Below are 19,418 nucleotides of genomic sequence, written 5' to 3' on the forward strand. Positions count from 1 at the left end.
CGCCGCGACCACCCATAACAAGGCCGCAGAGAAACGGCCGAACGGCGAACCGCCCGCAGTGGCGGCGCCCAACGCATGACCACATGGAGTGAGTTCCCGATGTACATCCCCAACCGCCAGCCCCGGCTGCGCTCCGCGCCGGCCCGGGCCGGCTTCGCCTTCGCCGGGCTGCTGCCGCTGCTGGGCGGCCAGGCCCAGGCCGTCGAATTCAGCTTCCTCGACAACGAGGTGTCCGGTTCGCTCGATACCACCCTGTCCTACGGCACCCTGTGGCGGGTGCAGGGGCAGGACAAGAGCAACAACGACATCAACACCAACGACGGCAACCGCAACTTCGATACCGGCCTGGTTTCCGAGGTCTACAAGATCACCTCGGACCTGGAGGCGACCTGGCGCAACTATGGCGTGTTCATCCGCGGCACGGCGTTCTATGACACCCAGATCATGGACAAGCGCAACGACTACTACAGCCACAACGATCCATCGCAGCCGAGCCAGAGCTATCCCCACGACGACCGTTTCACCAGCCAGACCCGCGACATCGCCGGGCACAAGGCGGAAATCCTCGACGCCTACGTCTACGGCAGCTGGGACATCGGCAACATGCCGCTGAGCGCGCGCTTCGGCCGCCAGGTGTTCAACTGGGGCGAGGGCATCTTCTACCGTGGCGGGGTCAACACCACCAACCCAGTGGACGCCGCCAAGTACCGCCTGCCCGGTTCCGAGCTCAAGGAAGTGCTGATGCCGGTGGAGGCGCTGAGCTTCAACATCGGCCTGACCGACAACCTGTCGATGGAAACCTTCTACCAGTGGAACTGGAAGGAAACCCGCCTCGACCCGGTCGGTACCTTCTTCTCCGAGACCGACCTGTTCGCCGACGGCGGCAACACCGGCTACAGCGACTTCACCGGCACCGCGCTGGACACCCCGGTGCCCGGCTTCGGCAACGTCATCGGCCTGTACCAGGCGCTGGGCAACAATCCGCTGCTCAGCGGCGCGCTGAAGAACACCGGCCTCTATGCCAACGGCGTGACCCCGGCCTACGGCAACGTGATGAAGGTGTCGTCCATCGGCAAGGACATCAACGCGCGCAACGACGGCCAGTTCGGCGTGGCCTTCCGCTACATCGCCGAGGAACTGAACAGCACCGAGTTCGGCTTCTACTTCGTCAACTACCACTCCAAGGAGCCGACCCTGTACGCCGACATCGGCGACTATGCCGGGGCCGACCTGGCGGCGCTGGCCAACACCCTGCGGCCGATCGCCGGCAACCTCGCCGAAGCCCTGGCCAACGGCCTGGTGACCGCCGACGTGATGGGCAACATCAATGCCCGCCGCGAGTTCGCCGAAGACATCCGCATGTACGGCTTCAGCTTCAACACCACGGTGGGCGACGCCTCGGTGTTCGGCGAGCTGGCCTATCGGCCGAACCTGCCGATCGGCATCGCCGCCACCAACGACCTGATCGGCGACCTCGCCCACGGTGCGGCGGAAGCCGCCAACGGCGGGCAGATCAACGTCGGCGGGCAGATGGTCGGCCTCGGCGGGCAGATCCACAACTACGAGCGGGTCGAGGCGTTCAACACCTCCCTCGGGACCATCTACAACTTCGGCCCGTCGCTGAGCTTCGACTCGTTGACCGGCGTCGCCGAGCTGGCCTCGGAACACCTGCGTGGCAGCAGCCTGAAGTACACCGCCTACGACGGCAGCACCCGCTACTATGCCGGGCGCGGCAACAGCTCGTACGTTTCCGGCGGCGACCGTGGCGACCAGGTGAACCGCAACGCCTACGGCTACACCCTGCTGCTCAGCGGCACCTGGAACGACGTGTTCGCCGGGGTCAACGTGTCGCCCTACGTGGTCTACAAGGACGACTTCGAAGGCAACTCCTACCAGACCGGCAACTTCATCGAAGGTCGCAAGGCCTACACCCTGGGGGTCAAGGCCACCTACCTGAACAGCCTGGAAGGCGAACTGCAGTACACCGAGTTCTACGGCGGCGGGCAGAACAACAACATCCGCGACCGCGACAACATCGGCCTGACCGTCAAGTATTCCTTCTGACCGAACCGATAACGACACGGGCGCCGCGAGCGCCCGGCACCTCACACGGAGAACCCTCATGTTGAACAAGCACCTGCTGATCGGCGCTTCCCTGGCGCTGGCACTGGGCAGCGGCGGCGCGCTGGCCGGCGTTTCCGCCGGCGAGGCGGCGCAACTGAAGTCGAGCCTCACCCCGCTGGGCGCGGAGAAGGCCGGCAACGCCGCCGGCAGCATTCCCGCCTGGACCGGCGGCATCACCCAGGCGCCGGCCGGCTACAAGCCGGGCCAGCACCACCCGGACCCGTTCGCCGCGGACAAGCCGCTGTTCACCATCGACAAGGCCAACCTGGAGCAGTACAGGGAACACCTGACCCCGGGCCAACTGGCGCTGTTCAAGACCTACCCGGACAGCTTCCGGATGCCGGTCTACCCCAGTCGCCGTTCCGGCTCGGCGCCGCAGTGGCTGTACGACAACACCTTCGCCAATGCCACCAGCGCCAGGCTGCTGGACGGCGGCAACGGGTTCGCCGACGCCTATGGCGGGGTGCCGTTCCCGATTCCGAAGAGCGGCGTGGAGGCGCTGTGGAACCATGTCGCCCGCTACCGCGGTACCTATGTCGTGCGCCGCGCCTCGGAAGTCGCGGTACAGCGCAACGGTAGCTACTCGCTGGTGACCTCGCAGCAGGAAGCGCTGTTCAAGTACTACCTCAAGGGCGGCAGCTTCGCCGACCTGAACAACCTGATGTTCTACTACCTGTCGTTCACCAAGAGCCCGGCGCGCCTGGCCGGTGGCGCGGTGCTGGTGCACGAGACCCTCGACCAGGTCAAGGAGCCGCGCCAGGCCTGGGGCTACAACGCCGGCCAGCGCCGTGTGCGGCGTGCGCCGAACCTTGCCTACGACACGCCGATCGCCGCCGCCGACGGCCTGCGCACCGCCGACGACACCGACATGTTCAACGGCGCGCCGGACCGCTATGACTGGAAGCTGCTGGGCAAGAAGGAAATCTACATTCCCTACAACAACTACAAGGTCAGCAGCCCCGAGGTGAAGTACGAGGAACTGCTCAAGCCGGGCCACCTCGATCCGCAATACACCCGCTACGAACTGCACCGCGTGTGGGTGGTGGAAGGCACCCTGAAGCCGGGCGCGCGGCATATCTACTCCAAGCGCACCCTGTACCTCGACGAGGACAGCTGGAGCGCGGCGGTGGTCGACCAGTACGACGGTCGCGGCGAACTGTGGCGGGTGTCCATGGCCTACCTGAAGAACTTCTACGACCTGCCGTACACCTGGAGCGCGCTGGACGTGTTCCACGACCTGCAGGCGCGTCGCTACCACGTGCAGAACCTGGACAACGAAGAGCCGGGTACCATCGACTTCACCCAGGCGATACCGGACGACTCCTACTTCAAGCCCTCGGCCCTGCGCCGCCGCGGCACCCGCTGATCGCTCCGCTCGCCGGCGCCGACCGCTTCCCTCCGGGGAGGAGGGCGGCGCCGATCCCCCGTTACAGACGGCTTACACGCTTAACAAAAGATAACGTGGCTTCAATTGTCTCCGTCGCCAAACGCTGGCTATATAACGCTCACCACGAACCACTAATAACAACAACGGGGACGGTATCCATGCGTGAGCCCATGACGTGGCGCACTTCGCCCGGCCAATCCGCGGACGCTTCGCGGCATCCGGCCATTCCTTCCAGATCGCCCCTGGCCAGCAGGGCCCTGTCGTTTCTCGGGGCGCTTTCTCTTCTGACCTTCGCCGCCACCCCGGTTCTGGCCGAGTCGACGCCAACCGCCGCGCCGCCGCAATTCGCCGTGGAATCGCCGAAGGCCGCCAGCAGCCTGCTGCTCAGCGTCGCCCATGCCGGCAAGCGGCTGGTCGCGGTCGGCGACCGTGGGCATATCCTGCTCTCCGACGACGACGGCAAGACCTGGACCCAGGCCAAGGTGCCGACCCGCCAGTTGCTCACCTCGGTGTTCTTCGTCAACGAGCGCAAGGGCTGGGCGGTCGGGCACGATGCGCAGATCCTCGTCAGCGACGACGCCGGCAGCACCTGGACCAGGCAGTTCGAGGACCTCAGCCGCGAAGCGCCGTTGCTGGACATCTGGTTCGCCGACGAACAGCACGGCCTGGCCGTCGGTGCCTATGGCGCGCTGCTGGAGACCCGCGACGGCGGCCAGCACTGGGAAGACGTCAGCGAGCGCCTGGACAACGAGGACCAGTTCCACCTCAACGCCATCGCCGCGGTCAAGGACAACGGCCTGCTGGTGGTCGGCGAAGCCGGCAGCCTGTTCCGCTCGAAGGACTGGGGCGCCACTTGGGAAAAACTCGAAGGCCCCTACGAGGGCTCGCTGTTCGGCGCCATCGGTACCGCCGATGCGGGCGGCGTGCTGGTCTACGGCCTGCGCGGCCACCTGTTCCGCTCCGCCGATTTCGGTGACAGCTGGGAAGAGATACCGCTGAAGGCGGCGTCCGGCGACCTGGAATTCGGTCTCTCCGACGGCGCGCTGCTGGCGGACGGGCGGATCGTCGTGGTCGGTCACGGCGGCAGCGTTCTCGAAAGCACCGACGGCGGGCGCAGCTTCAGCGTGTTCAACCGTCCCGACCGGCTATCCCTGGCCGGCGTCAGCGCCACCGGCGACGGCCACCTGATCCTGGTCGGCCAGGGCGGCGTGCACCTCGCTGCGGCGGACGGTGCCGCGCTCGAACAACCACAATAAGGCGGGGTCGCATGAGTGCCATGAACCAGCATCAGCAAAACAAGGCGAGCCTGCTCGAACGCCTGATCTTCAACAACCGGCCGGCGGTGATCTTCCTCTGCCTGCTGGTCAGCGTCTTCCTGTTCTACCAGGCCACCCAGGTGCGGCCGTCCACCAGCTTCGAGAAGATGATCCCGCTGGAGCACCCGTTCATCCAGAAAATGCTCGAGCACCGCAACGACCTGGCCAACCTCGGCAACACCGTGCGCATCTCGGTGGAGGCGGTGAACGGCGACATCTTCACCAAGGAGTACATGGAGACGCTCCGGCAGATCCATGACGAGGTGTTCTACATCCCCGGCGTCGATCGTTCCGGCCTGAAGTCGCTGTGGAGCCCCAGCGTGCGCTGGACCGAAGTGACCGAGGAAGGCTTCGCCGGCGGCGAGGTGATCCCGCAGACCTACGACGGTTCGCCGCGGGCGCTGGAGGAACTGCGCAACAACGTGCTCAAGTCCGGGCAGATCGGCCGCCTGGTAGCGAACAACTTCAAGTCGAGCATCGTCGACGTGCCGCTGCTGGAGATGTACCCGAATCCGAAGAACCAGAGCGAACTGATCAAGCTCGACTACCGCCAGTTCTCCCATGAGCTGGAAGAGAAGATCCGCGACAAGTACCAGTTGCAGAACCCCAACGTGAAGGTGCACATCGTCGGCTTCGCGAAGAAGGTCGGCGACCTGATCGACGGGCTGGTGATGGTGGTCGGCTTCTTCGGTATCTGCCTGCTGATCACCCTGGTCCTGCTGTACTGGTTCACCAAGTGCATCCGCAGCACCATCGCCGTGCTGATCACCACCCTGGTGGCGGTGCTCTGGCAGCTCGGCCTGCTCAACCTGGTCGGTTTCGGCCTCGATCCCTATTCGATGCTGGTGCCGTTCCTGATCTTCGCCATCGGTATTTCCCACGGCGTGCAGAAGATCAATGGCATCGCCTTGCAGTCCAGCGGCGCCGACAATGCGCTGATGGCGGCGCGGCTGACCTTCCGCCAACTGTTCCTGCCCGGGATGATCGCGATCCTCGCCGACGCCGTCGGCTTCATCACCCTGCTGGTGATCGACATCGGGGTGATCCGCGAGCTGGCCATCGGCGCCTCGATCGGCGTGGCGGTGATCGTCTTCACCAACCTGATCCTGCTGCCCGTGGCGATCTCCTACATCGGCATCAGCAAGAAGGCGGTACAGCGCAGCAAGGACGACGCGGTGCGCGAGCACCCGTTCTGGCGCCTGCTGTCGAACTTCGCCAGCCCGAAGGTGGCCCCGGTGTCCATCGCCATCGCCTTGCTGATGCTCGGCGGCGGCCTCTGGTATGGCAAGCACCTGAAGATCGGCGACCTCGACCAGGGCGCGCCGGAACTGCGTCCCGACTCGCGCTACAACCTCGACAACGACTTCATCATCCGCAACTACTCGACCAGTTCGGACGTGCTGGTGGTGATGGTCAAGACCACCCCGGAAGGCTGCTCCACCCACCAGGCCCTGGCGGCCATGGACGAGCTGGCCTGGAAGCTGGAGAACACCGAGGGCGTGCAGTCGGCGATCTCGATGGTCACCGTGTCCAAGCAGGTGATCAAGGGGATGAACGAAGGCAACCTGAAATGGGAGACCCTGTCGCGCAACCAGGACGTGCTGAACAACTCCATCGCCCGTGCCGACGGTCTCTACAACACCGACTGCTCGCTGGCGCCGCTGCTGGTCTTCCTCAACGACCACAAGGCCGAGACCCTCGACCGCGCGGTGGCGGCGGTGCAGGCCTTCGCCGCGGAGAACGACAAGGACGACCTGCAGTTCCAACTGGCCGCCGGCAACGCCGGGATCGAGGCCGCCACCAACGAGGTGATCAAGCAGTCCGAACTGATCATCCTGGTGCTGGTGTACATCTGCGTGGCGGCCATGTGCATGATCACCTTCCGTTCCTTCGCCGCGACCCTCTGCATCGTCCTGCCGCTGATCCTCACCTCGGTGCTGGGCAACGCGCTGATGGCGGCGCTGGGCATCGGCGTGAAGGTCGCGACCCTGCCGGTGATCGCCCTCGGCGTCGGCATCGGGGTGGACTACGGGATCTACATCTACACCCGCCTGGAGTCTTTCCTGCGCATGGGCCTGCCGTTGCAGGAGGCCTACTACGAGACCCTCCGCTCCACCGGCAAGGCGGTGCTGTTCACCGGCCTGTGCCTGGCGATCGGCGTGGCCACCTGGATCTTCTCGGCGATCAAGTTCCAGGCCGACATGGGCCTGATGCTGACCTTCATGCTGCTCTGGAACATGTTCGGCGCCCTCTGGCTGCTGCCGGCCCTGGCGCGTTTCCTGATCAACCCGGCCAAGCTGCAGGCCAGGAAGGCCTCGCTGTTCGCTCACTGAGTCGCACCGAGCCTCGCCAAGACCGCGGCCCCGGCCGCGGTTTTTTTCGCGCGGAGGAAGGCCGCCGCGCTTCAGTCCGGTGTGGCGGGGAACAGCAGCTCGCAGCGGAAGCGCTGCTCGTCGCTGCTGTAATGCAGGCGCCAGCCGCTCTTCTGGCACAGGCGCTGGACCAGGTCGAGGCCCAGGCCATAACCGAACGCCATCGACTCCTCCGTGCCCTGGGCCGCGCCGATGGGGTTGCTGATCAGCAGGCTGCGGTCGCGCACGACGATTTCCACCACGCCCTCGTCGCTGTACTGCAGGGCGTTGCGCAGCAGGTTGCCGATGATGATCCGTGCGCGGGTCTGCGGCAGGCTGTGTGGCTCCACGTCGAGGTGGAAGGTCAGGCCGCGGCGCTGGCTCAGCGCCTGCTGTTCCTCGAGCAGTTCCTCCAGCAGGCGGCCGACCTCGATGTGTCCGTCGTCGCGCAGTTCGCCGCTCTCGCGGCTGAGCCAGAGCAGGGTCTCGGTCATCTGCTGCATGCCCAGCGCCGAGCGGCGGATGCGTTGCAAGGCATGCGGGGAGGGCGCGCGGCCGGGTTGGTCGAGCAGCTCCAGGTTCATGCCGATCACCGCCAGCGGGGTGCGCAGCTCATGGCTGGCGTAGCGCAGGAAGCGCTCCTCGCGCTGGCTGAAGTCCTTGATCCGGGTCACGCTGTTCCACAGGGTATCCGCCAGCACGTTGAGTTCGCGGTAGTTGAAGCGCGGCCGCTGGCTGTCCGGGGCGAGGTCGTCGAGGGTCATCGACCAGCGCGTCAGCTTGCGCAGCGGGGCGACGATGAACCAGACCAGCAGGCCGACGGCGGCCAGCGAAGGCAGGGTGACCGACAGGGTGACGATCCAGGTCTGCCTGACGCGGGCGTCGATGATGGCGTCGGACAGCGGCGTGTCGATGCTGCCGGCGGCGTCGTTGTCGTAGAGGTAGAGCGTCTTGCCGTCGGCCAGTGGCTGGCGGACCACCACGTAGGCATCGTCGCTGGGCGCGTCGTCATCCTCCTCTTCGTCATCGTCGTCCCAGTTGCCGAGCAGTTGCATGGCGCCGATGCTCTTGTAGGGCGGGGTGTCGAGCATCTCCCTGAGTTTCGGCGGCAGCCCCGCGGTGCCGACGCTGCCCTTGAAGTAGTAGCTGTCCGGCGCCGGCGTAGCCGGGTCTTCCTGGTAGCGCTGGGCGAAGTACAGCCCTTCCTCTTCCATCATCATGCTGAGCAGGTAGAGGGCGCCGGTCTCACCGTAGTCGCCGAGCATGCGCGTGTAGACCAGCAGCACCCCGGCGAGGATCAGGCTGACGCCGCCACCGACGATGGGGATCAGGCTCAGGCCGCGTTTCATTTGCGCTCCAGTTGGAAGCCGACGCTGTGCAGGGTATGGATCAGAGGGGTGGCGAACCCCTTGTCGACGGTGCTGCGCAGGTGGTGCATGTGCACGTTGAGGGTGTTGCTTTCCGGCGGCTCGTCGCCCCAGACGCTGCGCCCCAGCTGCTCGCGGGTGACCAGCGCGGGGCTGGCGCGCATCAGGCACTCGAGGATCTTCCAGGCGGTGGGGGACAGCGCTAGGGGCGTGCCGCCGCGGCTGGCCTGGCGGCTGTCGAGGTCCATCACCAGGTCGTCGACCTGCAGGCGCTGGGCCTGGCCGCTGCGGCGCCGGCTGAGGGCTTGCAGGCGGACCAGCAGCTCCGGCAGTTCGAAGGGCTTGAGCAGATAGTCGTCGGCGCCGGCGTCGAAGCCGTCGAGCTTGTCCTGCAAGGTATCCAGGGCGGTGAGCATGAGTACCGGGGTCTGCAGGCCGGCTTCGCGCAGCTGGCGACAGACCTGCCGGCCGTTGATGCGCGGCAGCATGATGTCCAGCAGGATCACGTCGTAGCGGTTGGCGCGCGCCAGGTTGAGGCCGGCCTGGCCGTCGCGGGCGTGATCGCAGACCACCCCGGCGGCCTCGAGGTAGTCGATGACGGTGCCGGCGAGATCGAAGTTGTCTTCGACGACGAGTACGTGGATATGCATGGCCTGGGTCGCGTGACGAATGGGCTGGTCGACTGGCGGTGGATGGCCGTCGCGCCATGGGCGGTTCGGGAGAGGCGGGCGGTCGGCGGTTTTCGCGAGTCGGGCAGCGATGTTCGTCGATCGGGGCGCGGGCTGTCCAGTTGCCCACCCGGTTTGCGCCTCCGCTGTGACCTCGTGCCGCTCCCGTCGGCGTGTCCGCGTTAAGCCTTTTTTAACCCCCCGGGAGCTAGCGTGCGCCTGCTCGGAACGCTAGCCGCCAGGCTATTGCCGGGTGCCATCCGCGAAGAGTGCGGGTGCCTTTCGTTTTTGGGGGATTTTTTGCCATGTCGCGGACGACGCGTTGGAAGGATGTTCGAAAGTGCGGGATACGCACACTGGTGCCGCTGGGCGTTTCGCTATCGCTGTCGCCCTGTGCGTTGGCCGAAGCCCGGTCCAGCGGCTGGGAGCAGGACTTCATCGGCGTGCCGGTCGCGCGCGCGTTGGGCCTGACCGGCAAAGGCGTGGATGTCGGGGTGATCGATGGCGGTTTCCTTCCGCAGCATCCGGCGTTCGCCGGCCAGGCGATCACTCCGCTGGCCAACCGAGTGGCCATCGACGGCGAGGAAGCGATCGCCGATCCCTCCCGGCCGCTCTTCGATCGCGATGAGCAAAGCGGAGAAATCCAGGTCGCCAGCCATGGCGCGAATGTCAGCGGAATCATCGCGGCCAGGCCGGAGGTCATTGCCGATTTCACCTATCGTGGTGGCGTGGCGCCGAAGGTCGGGCTTTTCCAGACGCAAATCAGGCCCAGCGACGAAGCCGATGACGAGGATGCCGACATAGAGGAGGAACAAGACGAAGCGGCGAGCCAGGCCAGCCTGCTGCAACCGGGCAGCGAGGAACTCGTCCATGGCGCCCTGAGCACCCTCTACCGGGGCGCGCCGACGGTACGGATCATCAACAACAGCTACAACGACGATCCTATCGGCAATGACGCCGCCGCGGTGGATGCCGCTTATGCGGCGATCGATCCCGCAGCGCCGCATCCCTACCTGAATGCCCTGGCCGACGGCGTGCGCGACGGGCGCCTGCTGGTGTTCGCAGCCGGCAACGAAAGCCGCGCGCAGCCCGGCTTGCTCGCCACCTTGCCGCGCTTCATGCCCGGACTGGAAAGCGGTTTCCTCAGCGTGGTCGCGCTGGGTCCGGACCGCGACCTCACCGACTACTCCAACCAGTGCGGGGTGACGAAAGACTGGTGCCTGGCGGCGCCCGGCGACATGTACGTGGCCGCGGCGAACGGTGCCTCGGCCGAACGCTTGACCTACACCTATGCCGACCAGAGCGGTACCTCCTACGCCACGCCGCTAGTCAGCGCCAGCGCGGCATTGCTGGCCGAGCGTTTTCCCTACATGGACATGGCGCAGGTGCGGATGACCATGTTGAGCACCGCCGTCGATCTTGGCGAGCCTGGGGTCGACGCGCGTTTCGGCTGGGGGTTGCTGGACCTGGCCCGGGCGGTACGTGGACCAGGCCAGCTGTTCGGCGATCAGCGGGTGACGCTGGACGCGGCGCGCGGCGGCTGGAATGCCAGGGATGCCTGGAACAACGACATCCGCGCCGGTGGCATGCTTGGCAAGGCCGGCAGCGGCGCGCTGCGGCTGTCGGGCGATAACCGTTTCGCCGGGGTCGCGGTCGAGGCCGGCGAACTGGCGCTCGCCGGGCGCAACCGGTTCTCTGCCGCCAGCGAGGTTCGCGGCGGGCGCCTGGTGGTGGACGGCACGCTCGAAGGACCGGGGTTGAGGGTAGCCCGGGCCGGCGAGCTGGGCGGCGGCGGCACCATTGCCGCGCCGACCCGGATCGACGGCGTGCTCGCCGCCGACCGCCTCGCGGGCGCGCCGAGTTTCACCCGCTCGCTCGAACTGTCGCCGTCGAGCACGACCCGGGTGGCGCTGGGCGGGCAACCGCCGATCCGCCTCGACGGCGCGGCTGCTTTCGCCCGGTTGGGCGGGCGGCTGCAACTGACGGCGGCCGATGCGGCGGGGGCGGGGCAGAAGTTCCTGACGGTCGCGCGGGGCGCCACCTACCAGGGCGGTTTCGATGCCTTGCAACAGGCGCCGGGCCTGGCCGCGCGGGGCCTGCGCCACGACTTGCGCTTCGCTGCGGATGGCATCGCCCTGGCCCTGGCTCCGCTCGACCTGCCGGGGCAGGTCAACCTACAAGGCAACGCCGGGCGTTCCGCGGCGGCGTTGAACGCGCTCCGTGACCGGCCCATCGCCCTGCGCCCCGGCGCCTACAACGATTGGCTGCAGGCCAGCCTGGCGCGCGGCGATCTCGCTGGCCTGCCACGCAGCGCCGGCGGCCAGGTGTATGCCGACAGCCTGGCCTACCTGAGTCGGCAGCCGTCGCAAGTGGATCGCGCGATGTTTGGCGAGCTTTCCTGGGCGCAGCCCGGGCAGGCGCCGCGGTTGTGGTTCCAGGGGCTCGCTTCCGGCTTGCGCAACGAGGGGCGCTCAGGCGTCAGCGGCAGTCGCGAGCGTAGCGACGGCATTGCCCTGAGCCTGGTCCAGGCGCTCGACGAACGAACCCAGGGCGGCGCGACGCTGGCGCAGACCAAGGGACGGATCAACAGCGCCGGCGGCAAGGTCGAGCTGGACATCACCCAGCTCGCCGTGGGCTTGCTACACGCCTTCGACAGCCTGGAACAGGGCGGTTACGTCAGTGCCATGCTCGGCGCCGGCTACCTCGACGCCGCCAGCAAGCGGCGCCTGCCGGGCTTTGCCACGGCCAAGGGCGACAGCGAGGGCTGGCTCTACCACGCCAGCGTCAAGAGCGGCTACCGCTGGCGCAAGGACGATTGGCGGGTCGAGCCGCGGGTCGGCCTGCTGGCGACCCGCACGGAATGGAAAGGTTTCCGCGAAAAGCACAGCGAGCTGGCGCTGGACGTCGACCGCGCGGCCAGGGATGCGACCTTCGCCACCCTGGAACTGAGCGTCGCGCGCAGCCTGCGGGTGGCCGACTGGTCGCTGGAGCCGGAGCTGAACCTGGGCTACGAGCGTGCCCTGGGAGTGCCGGCGAGCCACACCGAGGCTAGCCTGCAGGGCGTCGACCTGAAGCAGGTTTCGGCCCATCGGGGGCGCGACCTGTTCAGTGCGGGGATGGCGCTGCACGCCCGCCGCGGTCCGTTGCAGGGCAGCCTGGAGTTGCAGGGGACGAAAGGCGAGCGGGTCGGCGGCAGCGCCGTCAACCTGCGCCTGAGCTACGACTTCTAGCGCTGGCTACTTGAGCACCTTGATTGGCTTCACCGGGGTGCCGTCGCTCCACTGGCCCATGCCGGTCTGCTCCGGCGTAGCGCCCAGGGCGTACTGGCGGTTGCGGTTGTAGAACGCCGCGTCGGTGAGGCCATCGAACAGCTTCCAGGTGCCGTACCAGTCGAGGGCGTCGATCACCAGCGGGTCGTGGCCGGTATAGCGGCCTTCGGCCTGCTGGACTTCGAGGCGCTTCTCGACGCGGTCGAGCAACCAGTCGCTGTCTTCTTCCTTCGGATACTGCGGGCCGAATACCGGCGCGGTGGGCGCCGCGTGGTTGGCCAGCAGCGGCGGAGCGCCGTGGCGATCGCTGCGCAGCAGCAGGAGGTTCTTGTCGCTGGGCGGAATGTGCCGGCTCTGGCGGTAGATGCGCTTGGCGTCGGTGCAGGCCACGTGGCTGTCCTCGTCGCCGCAGACCGCCAGCAGCAGGGTACCTTTGGCCAGCCCCGACAGGCGTTCCTGGGCCACGCCGTCCCAGCGCTTGCCCTGGCTCTTGCCGGGCTCGACCACCATCAGCGCCTTCGCCGCCGGCAGCTTCAGGCGTTCGCTGGCGGCCGCCAGGTTGGCGGCGAGCAGTCCGCCGGCGGAGTGGCCGAGGTAGGCGACCTGGTTCAGCCGCGGGCGCACCCCCAGCTCGCCGGCCTGCAGGCGCCTGAGGGCGTCGCTGAGGGCGCCGGCGGCATTGTCGAGGAAGTCTGCGTTGGGCGTCTTCAGGTCCGGCTGGTAGCGCGGGTAGACCACCACCATGCCGCGGCGGACGATATGGTCGATCCAGGCGCGGTAGAGGTCCGGCTGCATCACGCTCCAGCCGTGCAGGAAGATCACCAGCGGAGCGTTGCCGGGGACCGGTTGCTCGGGGGTGAACACCCAGTATTCGCGAGCGCCTTCGCCGAAGTGCCACTGATGCACGCTGGCATGGCGATAGGCCGCGCCGCCCGGCCCTTCGGCCGGCTGCGTCGGCGGCGTGGGCGCGGTCGGCGGTTCGGCGGCCGTCGCGGCGTGGCCCAGGAGCAGGCCGCACAGGACGAGGTACAGGGTACGGAAGCGCATGCGGGCCCTCTTGCGGAATCGGAATGTCGTGCCAGTCCTAACCATAGCGCCGTTCAGCGCGGATAGAGCGGTGGCAGGCCGCCATTGTCGACCGCTCCCGCCGGCGCTTGTTCCGTGGTGGGCAGGGCGCGGATCGCCCGCCACAGGTCCTCGCCCTGCCAGGAATGGCCGCTCTCGCTGTACAGCGCGCCGTTGAGGCCATCCAGGGCGTCGGACAGCGGTACGAAGCGGGCCGCCATGTCGGCCAGGGTATCGGGTTGCTGACGGGCCCAGGCGTCCAGGGCCTGGCGGGTCGCCTGGGGATCGTTGGCCAGGCAGGCGCGGCGCAGCTCGTCGAGCAGGCTGCGGCTGCTCGGGCCGTTGGCTGCGGCGCGGATCACCGCCGGTAGCTGGCGGGCGCGCCACCAGAGGCCGAAGCCGAGCAGGGTGGTCAGGGCCAGCACGGCGGTAGCCAGTTGCCAGGGCCAGAGCGTCGGCTCCAGGCGTTCGCCGAGCGGCAGCGCCGCCGCCGGCGGCTCCGCCTCGGCCTGCGGCGCGGCGGCCACTTCCAGGGTGCGCGGTGGCAGGCTGGTGCGCTCCAGGCGGTCTTCGCGGGTGTTCCACCAGACCACTTCGAGCGCCGGCAACTCGATGCGCCCGGCCTGCTCGGGCACCAGCGCCTCGCGTTCCTCGCGACTGCCGATGAGGCCCTGGTCGGTGCTCTGGTCGGCCAACTGCGGTTGGTCCGGGTAGCGCCGCAGGCCTTGCACGTCGGGCAGCGGCAACGGCGGAAGCTGGGTGCCGGAAAGCCCCTCGACCTTCAGCAGCACATTGCGCGTCAGCGATTCGCCGACCTGCGCCTGCTCCGGCTGCGGGCTCCAGCTTTCGCTGATGCTCAGCGCGCGGGCCGGCATCCAGGGCGCGTCGGCCGGATAGTCGGCAGGCTTGGGCCGGACCTGCAGCGGGATGCTCGGCGAAGTCACCCGCATCTGCCGGCCGGGGCGCGGGCCGAAGGGGTTGTAGTCGTCGCTGCCACGGTCGACCAGGGTCGCGCTGAAGGCTTGCGCAGGAATCTCCAGGGTGCCGCTCTTCTGCGGGAAGATCGCGTAGCGCACCTCGATCACGCCGTGGCGGATGCCGTTGATCTCCTTCTCGTAGGTACGCGCCTCGCCGAGCTGTTCGACCTTCGCGTCGTTCATCGCCAGCGGGGTCAGGCTGCTGTCGTCGTATAGCGACACCGAGTGGTAGATGCGCAGGGTGAGGATCGCCTGGGCCTGCACGTAGACCGTCTCCTGGTCGACGCTGGCATCGATGAAGACCGGCGCCAGCTTGCTGCTCTTGGCGCGGTCGCGCGCCTCCAGTACGTGCAGCCTGATCGGCTGGGTGCTGCTGGCGCCGAGGCTGATCGGCGGGATCGCCACGTAGCCGCTCTGCTTCGGCAGGAGGGTGACGATCCAGCGGGTGGTGGCCTGGGCCCGGCCGTTCTGCGTGGCGAGACGGTTGACCTGGCGCGTGCCGAGGACCTCGAAGAGGGCGTCCAGCGGGCTCAGGTCGGGCTTGCCGAAGAGGGTCGGGTCGTCCGATTCCAGCGTCAGTTCGACGCTTTCCCCTTCGGTCAGGCGGGCGCGGTCGACGCTGGCGCTGAAGCTGGCGTGGGCGGAGACGCAGAGGAGCGCGAGAAGCAGGCTGCAGAACAGGCGGATCATGGCGTGGCTTCCTGGCGTTGCTGCTGTTGGTACCAGAACTTGCGCCGCAGCAACTCGGCGGGATCGTCGGGAATCTGTCGCAGCCATTGCTCGAGGGCCTGGCGACGTTCGTCGTCGAGTCCGTCGTCGGCTTCCTCGTCGCCCGTCCGCTCGTCCTCGGCGTCGGGCTGCGGCTGCGCTTGGCCGGGTGCTCCGGCGGTCTTCTCGCCTTCGTCTTCCGGCAGGCTGGTCGAGGGCGCCGCGGCCTGGGCCTTCTGCGCATCGACGGTCGCCGCGTCGCGCGGCGGCCGCTGGCTGCTTCCGGATGGCGGGCTCTGCTGGCTCGCTTCCTGGCGCTGTTCCTTGTTCTCGCCGGCCTGCTGCTGCGCCGCCTGTTCCTGGCGCTGGCGCAGCAGTTCCTCGACCAGGGCCTTGTTGCGTTGCGCGGCGACCAGTTGCGGCTGGCGCTCCAGGGCTTGTTCGTAGGCGTCGACGGCGGCTTCCAGTTCGCCCTGGCGGGCCAGGGCGTTGCCACGGTTGTAGTGATCGTCGGCCTGGTCGCCCTGGGCGAAGGCCTGGGCCGCGGCTGCGTAGTCGCGGGCCTGGTAGAGCGACAGGCCTTTCCAGCGGAAGTCCTCGAAGCGCTTCGCCGCCTCGTCCGCCTGGCCCCGTTGCAACAGGCGCTGGCCTTGCTGGTCCGGACGCAGCCAGAGGTCTTCGAACTGGAAGGCCATGGCCGGTTGCGGCAGGCTCAGCATCAACAGCGGCAGGCAGAACAGCCAGCCGCGCCGTCCGGCACAGGCGGCCAGCAGGAGCAGCGGCAGGAGCAGCCAGTAACCCTGGTCGGCCCAGCGCTGCAGGCGCAGCAGGGCGTTCTCGCGGTCTTCCTCCAGCGTGCCGCCGCGGGCCAGCAGGCCGAGGCTGTCGAGGTCGCGGTCGTTCGGCCGCAGGCGCTGGTAGCCGGCGCCGATCTCCGCGGCGAAGCGGCGCAGCCCGCTTTCGTCGAGCCTGGGCAGGAGGATGCCGCCCTGATCGTCCTTGAGGAAGCTGCCATCCTCCTGCTGCACCGGAGCGCCCTTCGGCGTGCCGACGCCGAGCACGGCGAGGCGCGCCGCCCGGTGCTCGAGGGCGCTGCGGATGCCCTGGCGCTCGGGTTCGCTCAGCCCGCTGGTCAGCAGCAGCAGGCGGCCGCGGCCCTGGGCGCCCTGTTCCAGCAGGTCGAGGGCCTGGCGCACGGCGAGGTCGGCGCGCTGGCCGGGCTCGGGCATGATCGAAGGTTTCAGGGCGTCGAGCAGGTTGCGCGCGGTGAGCTGGTCGTCCGACAGCGGCACCAGGGTATGCGCGCTGCCGGCGTAGACGACGATCGCGGTCTGCGCGTCGTTGCGCGTGCGAAGCAGGTCGAGCAGCTTGCGCCGGGCCTGCTCCAGGCGGGTCGGCGACAGGTCGCCGGCAAGCATCCCGGGAGTCAGCTGGAGGATCGCCACCAGCGGGTCGCTACGCTTCATCGAGGGCTGTTCCAGTTGCTGCCAACTGGGCCCGAGCAAGGCCAGCAGGGCCAGCAGCCAGGCGATGCCGAGGCAGATCCAGGGCATGCGGTTCTGCCGCCCGGCGCCGCCGACCAGCAGCCAGGGCTGGAAGGCCGTCGGCAGCAGCAATTGCCAGCGTCCGGCACGACGCTGGCGATGCAGCAGCTTCCACAGCAACCAGCCAAGCAGCGGCGCCAGCAGCAGCCAGTAGGGGCGCAGCCAGTGTGGCCAGGCGTCCAGCAGCAGGTTCATGGTTGCCTCCCGGAACGGCGGCGCGGCCAGGTCCGGTTTTCCCGTGGCCAGAGTTCCAGCGCCACCAGCAGCACGCTCAGGCCGAGGGCGGCGGCCAGCGGCCAACTGTACAGCGCCAGGGCCGGGCGCGCCCGGGTAGTCTGCTGGGCGACCGGTTCGAGGCGGTCGAGGGTCGCGGAAATGCTTTCCAGCTCGGCGCTGGATCGCGCGCGGAAGTATTCGCCGCCAGTGATCTCGGCGATACCGCGCAGGGTCGGCTCGTCGAGATCGAGCCCCGGGTTGAAGCCGAACAGGCCGGGCACGCCGCCCTGCTGCGGGTCGGCGCCGACGCCGATGGTGTAGATCTTCACCTGTTGCTCGGCGGCCAGTTGCGCGGCGATCTGCGGGGCTATCTGTCCGCCGGTGTTGGCGCCGTCGGTGATCAGCACCAGCACCCGGCTTTCCGCGGGCCGCTGGCGCAGGCGCTTGACCGCCAGGCCGATGGCGTCGCCGATCGCGGTGTTCTTGCCGGCGATGCCGATCTGCGCCTCGTCCAGCCAGACCCGCACGGTGTGCCGGTCGAAGGTCAGCGGCGCCTGCAGGTAGGCCTGGCTGCCGAACAGGATCAGGCCGACGCGGTCGCCACGACGGTCTTCGATGAAGTCGCCGAAGAGTTTCTTGATCAGTTCCAGGCGGCTGATCTCGTCGTCCTGCCAGCGCATGTCGCGGTAGTCCATGGAGCCGGAGACATCCACCGCGAGCAGCAGGTCACGGCCGCTGGCGGGTAGCGGCAGGGGTTCGCCGACCCACTGCGGGCGGGCCGCGGCGAGCAGCAGGAGGAACCAGAGCAGGGCGAAGCGCACCTGCTGCCGCCAGGCCGGCAGGCGTGCGCGGGCACGGCGTCCGGCGAGGCTTTCGAGTTCGTCGAGGAAGCTCACCTTGAGCGCCGCCTCGCCGCTGTCGGCGGCCGGCAGCACCAGGCGCAGCAGCCAGGGCAACGGGGCGAGGGCGAAGACCCAGGGCCAGGCGAACTCAAACATGCTTGCGAATCCAGGTGGCGACGGCGGCGTCGAGGCCGTCCACGGCCTTGTCGTCGAGGGTGCAGTCGGCACGGTAGCCGCCTTCCACCAGGATCATCCAGCGGGTCAGGCCGGCGGCCGGGCAACGGTTGTCGAGGAACGCCAGCCAGGCGCGGCCGCTGAGGGCGTGGCTGCCGCTATCTGGCCAGCGCGCCCTGCAGACCCGCTTGAGCAGGCCGTTGATGGCCTGCAGCCAGGGCCCGGCGGAAGCCCTGCCGTAGGGCTTGGCAAGCGCGGCCAGTTCGGCCAGGGCCGCTTCGCGCAGCGGATCCAGCGGCGCTTCGCCGCGGGTGGCGATGGTGCGCCGCGGCAGGTGCCGGCGCAGTCGCCAGAGCCCCCAGCCGAGCAACGGCAGCAGGGCGGCCAGCAGCCACCAGCCGGGCGCCGGCGGCCACCAGCCGACGAGCGGGGGGGCGATCAGCGGTTCCAACCGGTCGAGCGGATTCATGCGCGATACCCCGGCTGGTGTTGTTCCAGCAGGTCCCGCAACTGCTCCACCAGGTCTTCCTGGGTCGACAGCGGCAGCAGCGGCACGCCCAGTCGCTGGGCCAGCCGCTGCCAGCGCGCGCGGCGCGCCTCGGCCAGCTCGCGATAGGCCTGGCGCAGCTCGTCGGCGTGGGTGTCCAGCTCGAGGTCGGCGGCGCCTTCGCGGAAGCGCAGCAGTCCGGCGGCGGGAAGGGCATGGTCGAGCGGGTCGGACAGCGGCAGCAGTACCAGGTCGGTATGGCGTGCGATCAGGCTGAGTTGCTGCTCGGCGACGTCATTGAGTGTCCGCTCGTCGCACAGCACCAGGATCAGGCTGCCCGGGCGCAGCACTTCGCGGGCGCGGCGCAGGGCCAGGCCGAACAGTTCGCCAGGCCGCTCGGCCGGCGTCTCGCGCAGCTCGCGATTGGCCCGCAATAGCTGGTTGAACAGTTGCAGCAGGCTGTGCTTGCTGCGTCGCGGCTTGATTTCGTGGCAGTCGCGGTCGCTGAATACCAGGCCGCCGATACGGTCGTTGTGGGCCAGCGCCGACCAGCCGATGAAGGCCGCCGCGCGTGCCGCCAGCACCGCCTTGAAGCACAGGCCGGAGCCGAAGAACAGGCGCTGGCTCTGTTCGACCAGGACGAACACCGGTCGCTCGCGTTCCTCGTGGAACAGCTTGGTGTGCGGCTCGCGGGTGCGCGCGGTGACGCGCCAGTCGATGGTCCGTACGTCGTCGCCGGGCTGGTAGATGCGCACCTGGTCGAAGTCCACGCCGCGTCCGCGCAGGCGCGAGTGATGCAGGCCGACCAGCGGGCTGCGGCGGTTCTGCGAGGAGAACAGGCGTGCTTCGTGGAGCCGGTGGCGCATTTCCAGAAGCTCGTCGAGGCCCAGTTCGACGCCAGGGGCGGCGCTCAGCATGGCGGC

13 protein-coding genes are annotated in these 19,418 nt (G+C 68.5%); 5 read left to right on the forward strand and 8 right to left on the reverse strand.

From position 1 onward, the window contains the following. Nucleotides 1-99: 99 nt before the first annotated feature. From HMPREF2914_RS24675 to HMPREF2914_RS24690, 4 genes are all read left to right on the forward strand, one after another. Nucleotides 100-2,064 carry a DUF1302 domain-containing protein gene (locus HMPREF2914_RS24675; protein ID WP_003110074.1) on the forward strand — a complete coding sequence of 655 codons (1,965 nt, stop codon included), beginning with the start codon at nt 100-102 and terminating at the stop codon, nt 2,062-2,064. A gap of 58 nt (nt 2,065-2,122) precedes the next feature. Then, nucleotides 2,123-3,490: a DUF1329 domain-containing protein gene (locus HMPREF2914_RS24680; RefSeq protein WP_003091320.1), complete on the forward strand. Its 1,368-nt coding sequence runs from the start codon at nt 2,123-2,125 to the stop codon at nt 3,488-3,490. A gap of 179 nt (nt 3,491-3,669) precedes the next feature. Then, entirely contained in the window at nt 3,670-4,767 is a 1,098-nt protein-coding gene (locus HMPREF2914_RS24685) for a WD40/YVTN/BNR-like repeat-containing protein (protein ID WP_023091567.1), read from the forward strand. An 11-nt stretch (nt 4,768-4,778) separates the two neighbouring features. Then, nucleotides 4,779-7,160, forward strand: a complete 2,382-nt coding sequence (locus HMPREF2914_RS24690) for an efflux RND transporter permease subunit (RefSeq protein WP_023091568.1) — start codon at nt 4,779-4,781, stop codon at nt 7,158-7,160. 71 nt (nt 7,161-7,231) lie between these two features. On the opposite strand, the gene cprS is transcribed toward HMPREF2914_RS24690, so the two are convergent. Together cprS and cprR are read right to left on the reverse strand one after the other, a co-directional pair. Continuing rightward, nucleotides 7,232-8,527 (reverse strand): cationic peptide sensor histidine kinase CprS, encoded by a 1,296-nt coding sequence (gene cprS / locus HMPREF2914_RS24695; RefSeq protein ID WP_003110077.1) that lies wholly within the window; start codon nt 8,525-8,527, stop codon nt 7,232-7,234. Beyond that, the gene (cprR, locus tag HMPREF2914_RS24700) at nt 8,524-9,195 is read right to left on the reverse strand and encodes a cationic peptide response regulator transcription factor CprR (RefSeq protein ID WP_003091311.1); all 672 of its coding nucleotides are present in this window, start codon (nt 9,193-9,195) and stop codon (nt 8,524-8,526) included. The genes cprS and cprR overlap by 4 nt, the downstream gene beginning before the upstream one ends. Nucleotides 9,196-9,572: 377 nt before the next feature. Here cprR and HMPREF2914_RS24705 point away from each other — a divergent pair, with 377 nt between their 5' ends. Next, the gene (locus HMPREF2914_RS24705; RefSeq protein ID WP_223820177.1) at nt 9,573-12,443 is read left to right on the forward strand and encodes a S8 family serine peptidase; all 2,871 of its coding nucleotides are present in this window, start codon (nt 9,573-9,575) and stop codon (nt 12,441-12,443) included. A gap of 6 nt (nt 12,444-12,449) precedes the next feature. Here HMPREF2914_RS24705 and HMPREF2914_RS24710 read toward each other — a convergent pair whose 3' ends face one another. From HMPREF2914_RS24710 to HMPREF2914_RS24735, 6 genes are read right to left on the reverse strand one after another with little or no spacing between them, the layout of a single operon-like run. Then, nucleotides 12,450-13,529, reverse strand: a complete 1,080-nt coding sequence (locus tag HMPREF2914_RS24710) for an alpha/beta hydrolase fold domain-containing protein (RefSeq protein WP_023091570.1) — start codon at nt 13,527-13,529, stop codon at nt 12,450-12,452. 53 nt (nt 13,530-13,582) lie between these two features. Next, nucleotides 13,583-15,214: a BatD family protein gene (locus HMPREF2914_RS24715; protein WP_003113945.1), complete on the reverse strand. Its 1,632-nt coding sequence runs from the start codon at nt 15,212-15,214 to the stop codon at nt 13,583-13,585. Next, complete coding sequence (locus HMPREF2914_RS24720) at nt 15,211-16,971, reverse strand: VWA domain-containing protein (protein WP_003138538.1); 1,761 nt, start codon at nt 16,969-16,971, stop codon at nt 15,211-15,213. Before HMPREF2914_RS24720 ends, HMPREF2914_RS24715 begins: the two co-directional genes overlap by 4 nt. Further along, entirely contained in the window at nt 16,968-17,990 is a 1,023-nt protein-coding gene (locus HMPREF2914_RS24725; protein ID WP_003091297.1) for a vWA domain-containing protein, read from the reverse strand. Before HMPREF2914_RS24725 ends, HMPREF2914_RS24720 begins: the two co-directional genes overlap by 4 nt. After that, entirely contained in the window at nt 17,983-18,477 is a 495-nt protein-coding gene (locus HMPREF2914_RS24730) for a DUF4381 domain-containing protein (RefSeq protein WP_023091571.1), read from the reverse strand. Before HMPREF2914_RS24730 ends, HMPREF2914_RS24725 begins: the two co-directional genes overlap by 8 nt. Then, on the reverse strand, nt 18,474-19,412 hold the full coding sequence (locus tag HMPREF2914_RS24735; protein WP_003091295.1) for a DUF58 domain-containing protein: 939 nt from the start codon (nt 19,410-19,412) through the stop codon (nt 18,474-18,476). The genes HMPREF2914_RS24730 and HMPREF2914_RS24735 overlap by 4 nt, the downstream gene beginning before the upstream one ends. Nucleotides 19,413-19,418 lie beyond the last annotated feature (6 nt).

Origin of the sequence: Pseudomonas sp. HMSC067G02, from assembly GCF_001813485.1 — a bacterium.
In the GTDB taxonomy this organism is placed as follows: domain Bacteria; phylum Pseudomonadota; class Gammaproteobacteria; order Pseudomonadales; family Pseudomonadaceae; genus Pseudomonas; species Pseudomonas aeruginosa.

Bases quoted from the DNA above. Each gene is read 5' to 3' on its own strand.
- HMPREF2914_RS24675 (WP_003110074.1), top strand. From the start codon at position 100: ATGTACATCCCCAACCGCCAGCCCCGGCTGCGCTCCGCGCCGGCCCGG.
- HMPREF2914_RS24680 (WP_003091320.1), top strand. From the start codon at position 2,123: ATGTTGAACAAGCACCTGCTGATCGGCGCTTCCCTGGCGCTGGCACTG.
- HMPREF2914_RS24685 (WP_023091567.1), top strand. From the start codon at position 3,670: ATGCGTGAGCCCATGACGTGGCGCACTTCGCCCGGCCAATCCGCGGAC.
- HMPREF2914_RS24690 (WP_023091568.1), top strand. From the start codon at position 4,779: ATGAGTGCCATGAACCAGCATCAGCAAAACAAGGCGAGCCTGCTCGAA.
- cprS (WP_003110077.1), bottom strand. From the start codon at position 8,527: ATGAAACGCGGCCTGAGCCTGATCCCCATCGTCGGTGGCGGCGTCAGC.
- cprR (WP_003091311.1), bottom strand. From the start codon at position 9,195: ATGCATATCCACGTACTCGTCGTCGAAGACAACTTCGATCTCGCCGGC.
- HMPREF2914_RS24710 (WP_023091570.1), bottom strand. From the start codon at position 13,529: ATGCGCTTCCGTACCCTGTACCTCGTCCTGTGCGGCCTGCTCCTGGGC.
- HMPREF2914_RS24715 (WP_003113945.1), bottom strand. From the start codon at position 15,214: ATGATCCGCCTGTTCTGCAGCCTGCTTCTCGCGCTCCTCTGCGTCTCC.
- HMPREF2914_RS24720 (WP_003138538.1), bottom strand. From the start codon at position 16,971: ATGAACCTGCTGCTGGACGCCTGGCCACACTGGCTGCGCCCCTACTGG.
- HMPREF2914_RS24725 (WP_003091297.1), bottom strand. From the start codon at position 17,990: ATGTTTGAGTTCGCCTGGCCCTGGGTCTTCGCCCTCGCCCCGTTGCCC.
- HMPREF2914_RS24730 (WP_023091571.1), bottom strand. From the start codon at position 18,477: ATGAATCCGCTCGACCGGTTGGAACCGCTGATCGCCCCCCCGCTCGTC.
- HMPREF2914_RS24735 (WP_003091295.1), bottom strand. From the start codon at position 19,412: ATGCTGAGCGCCGCCCCTGGCGTCGAACTGGGCCTCGACGAGCTTCTG.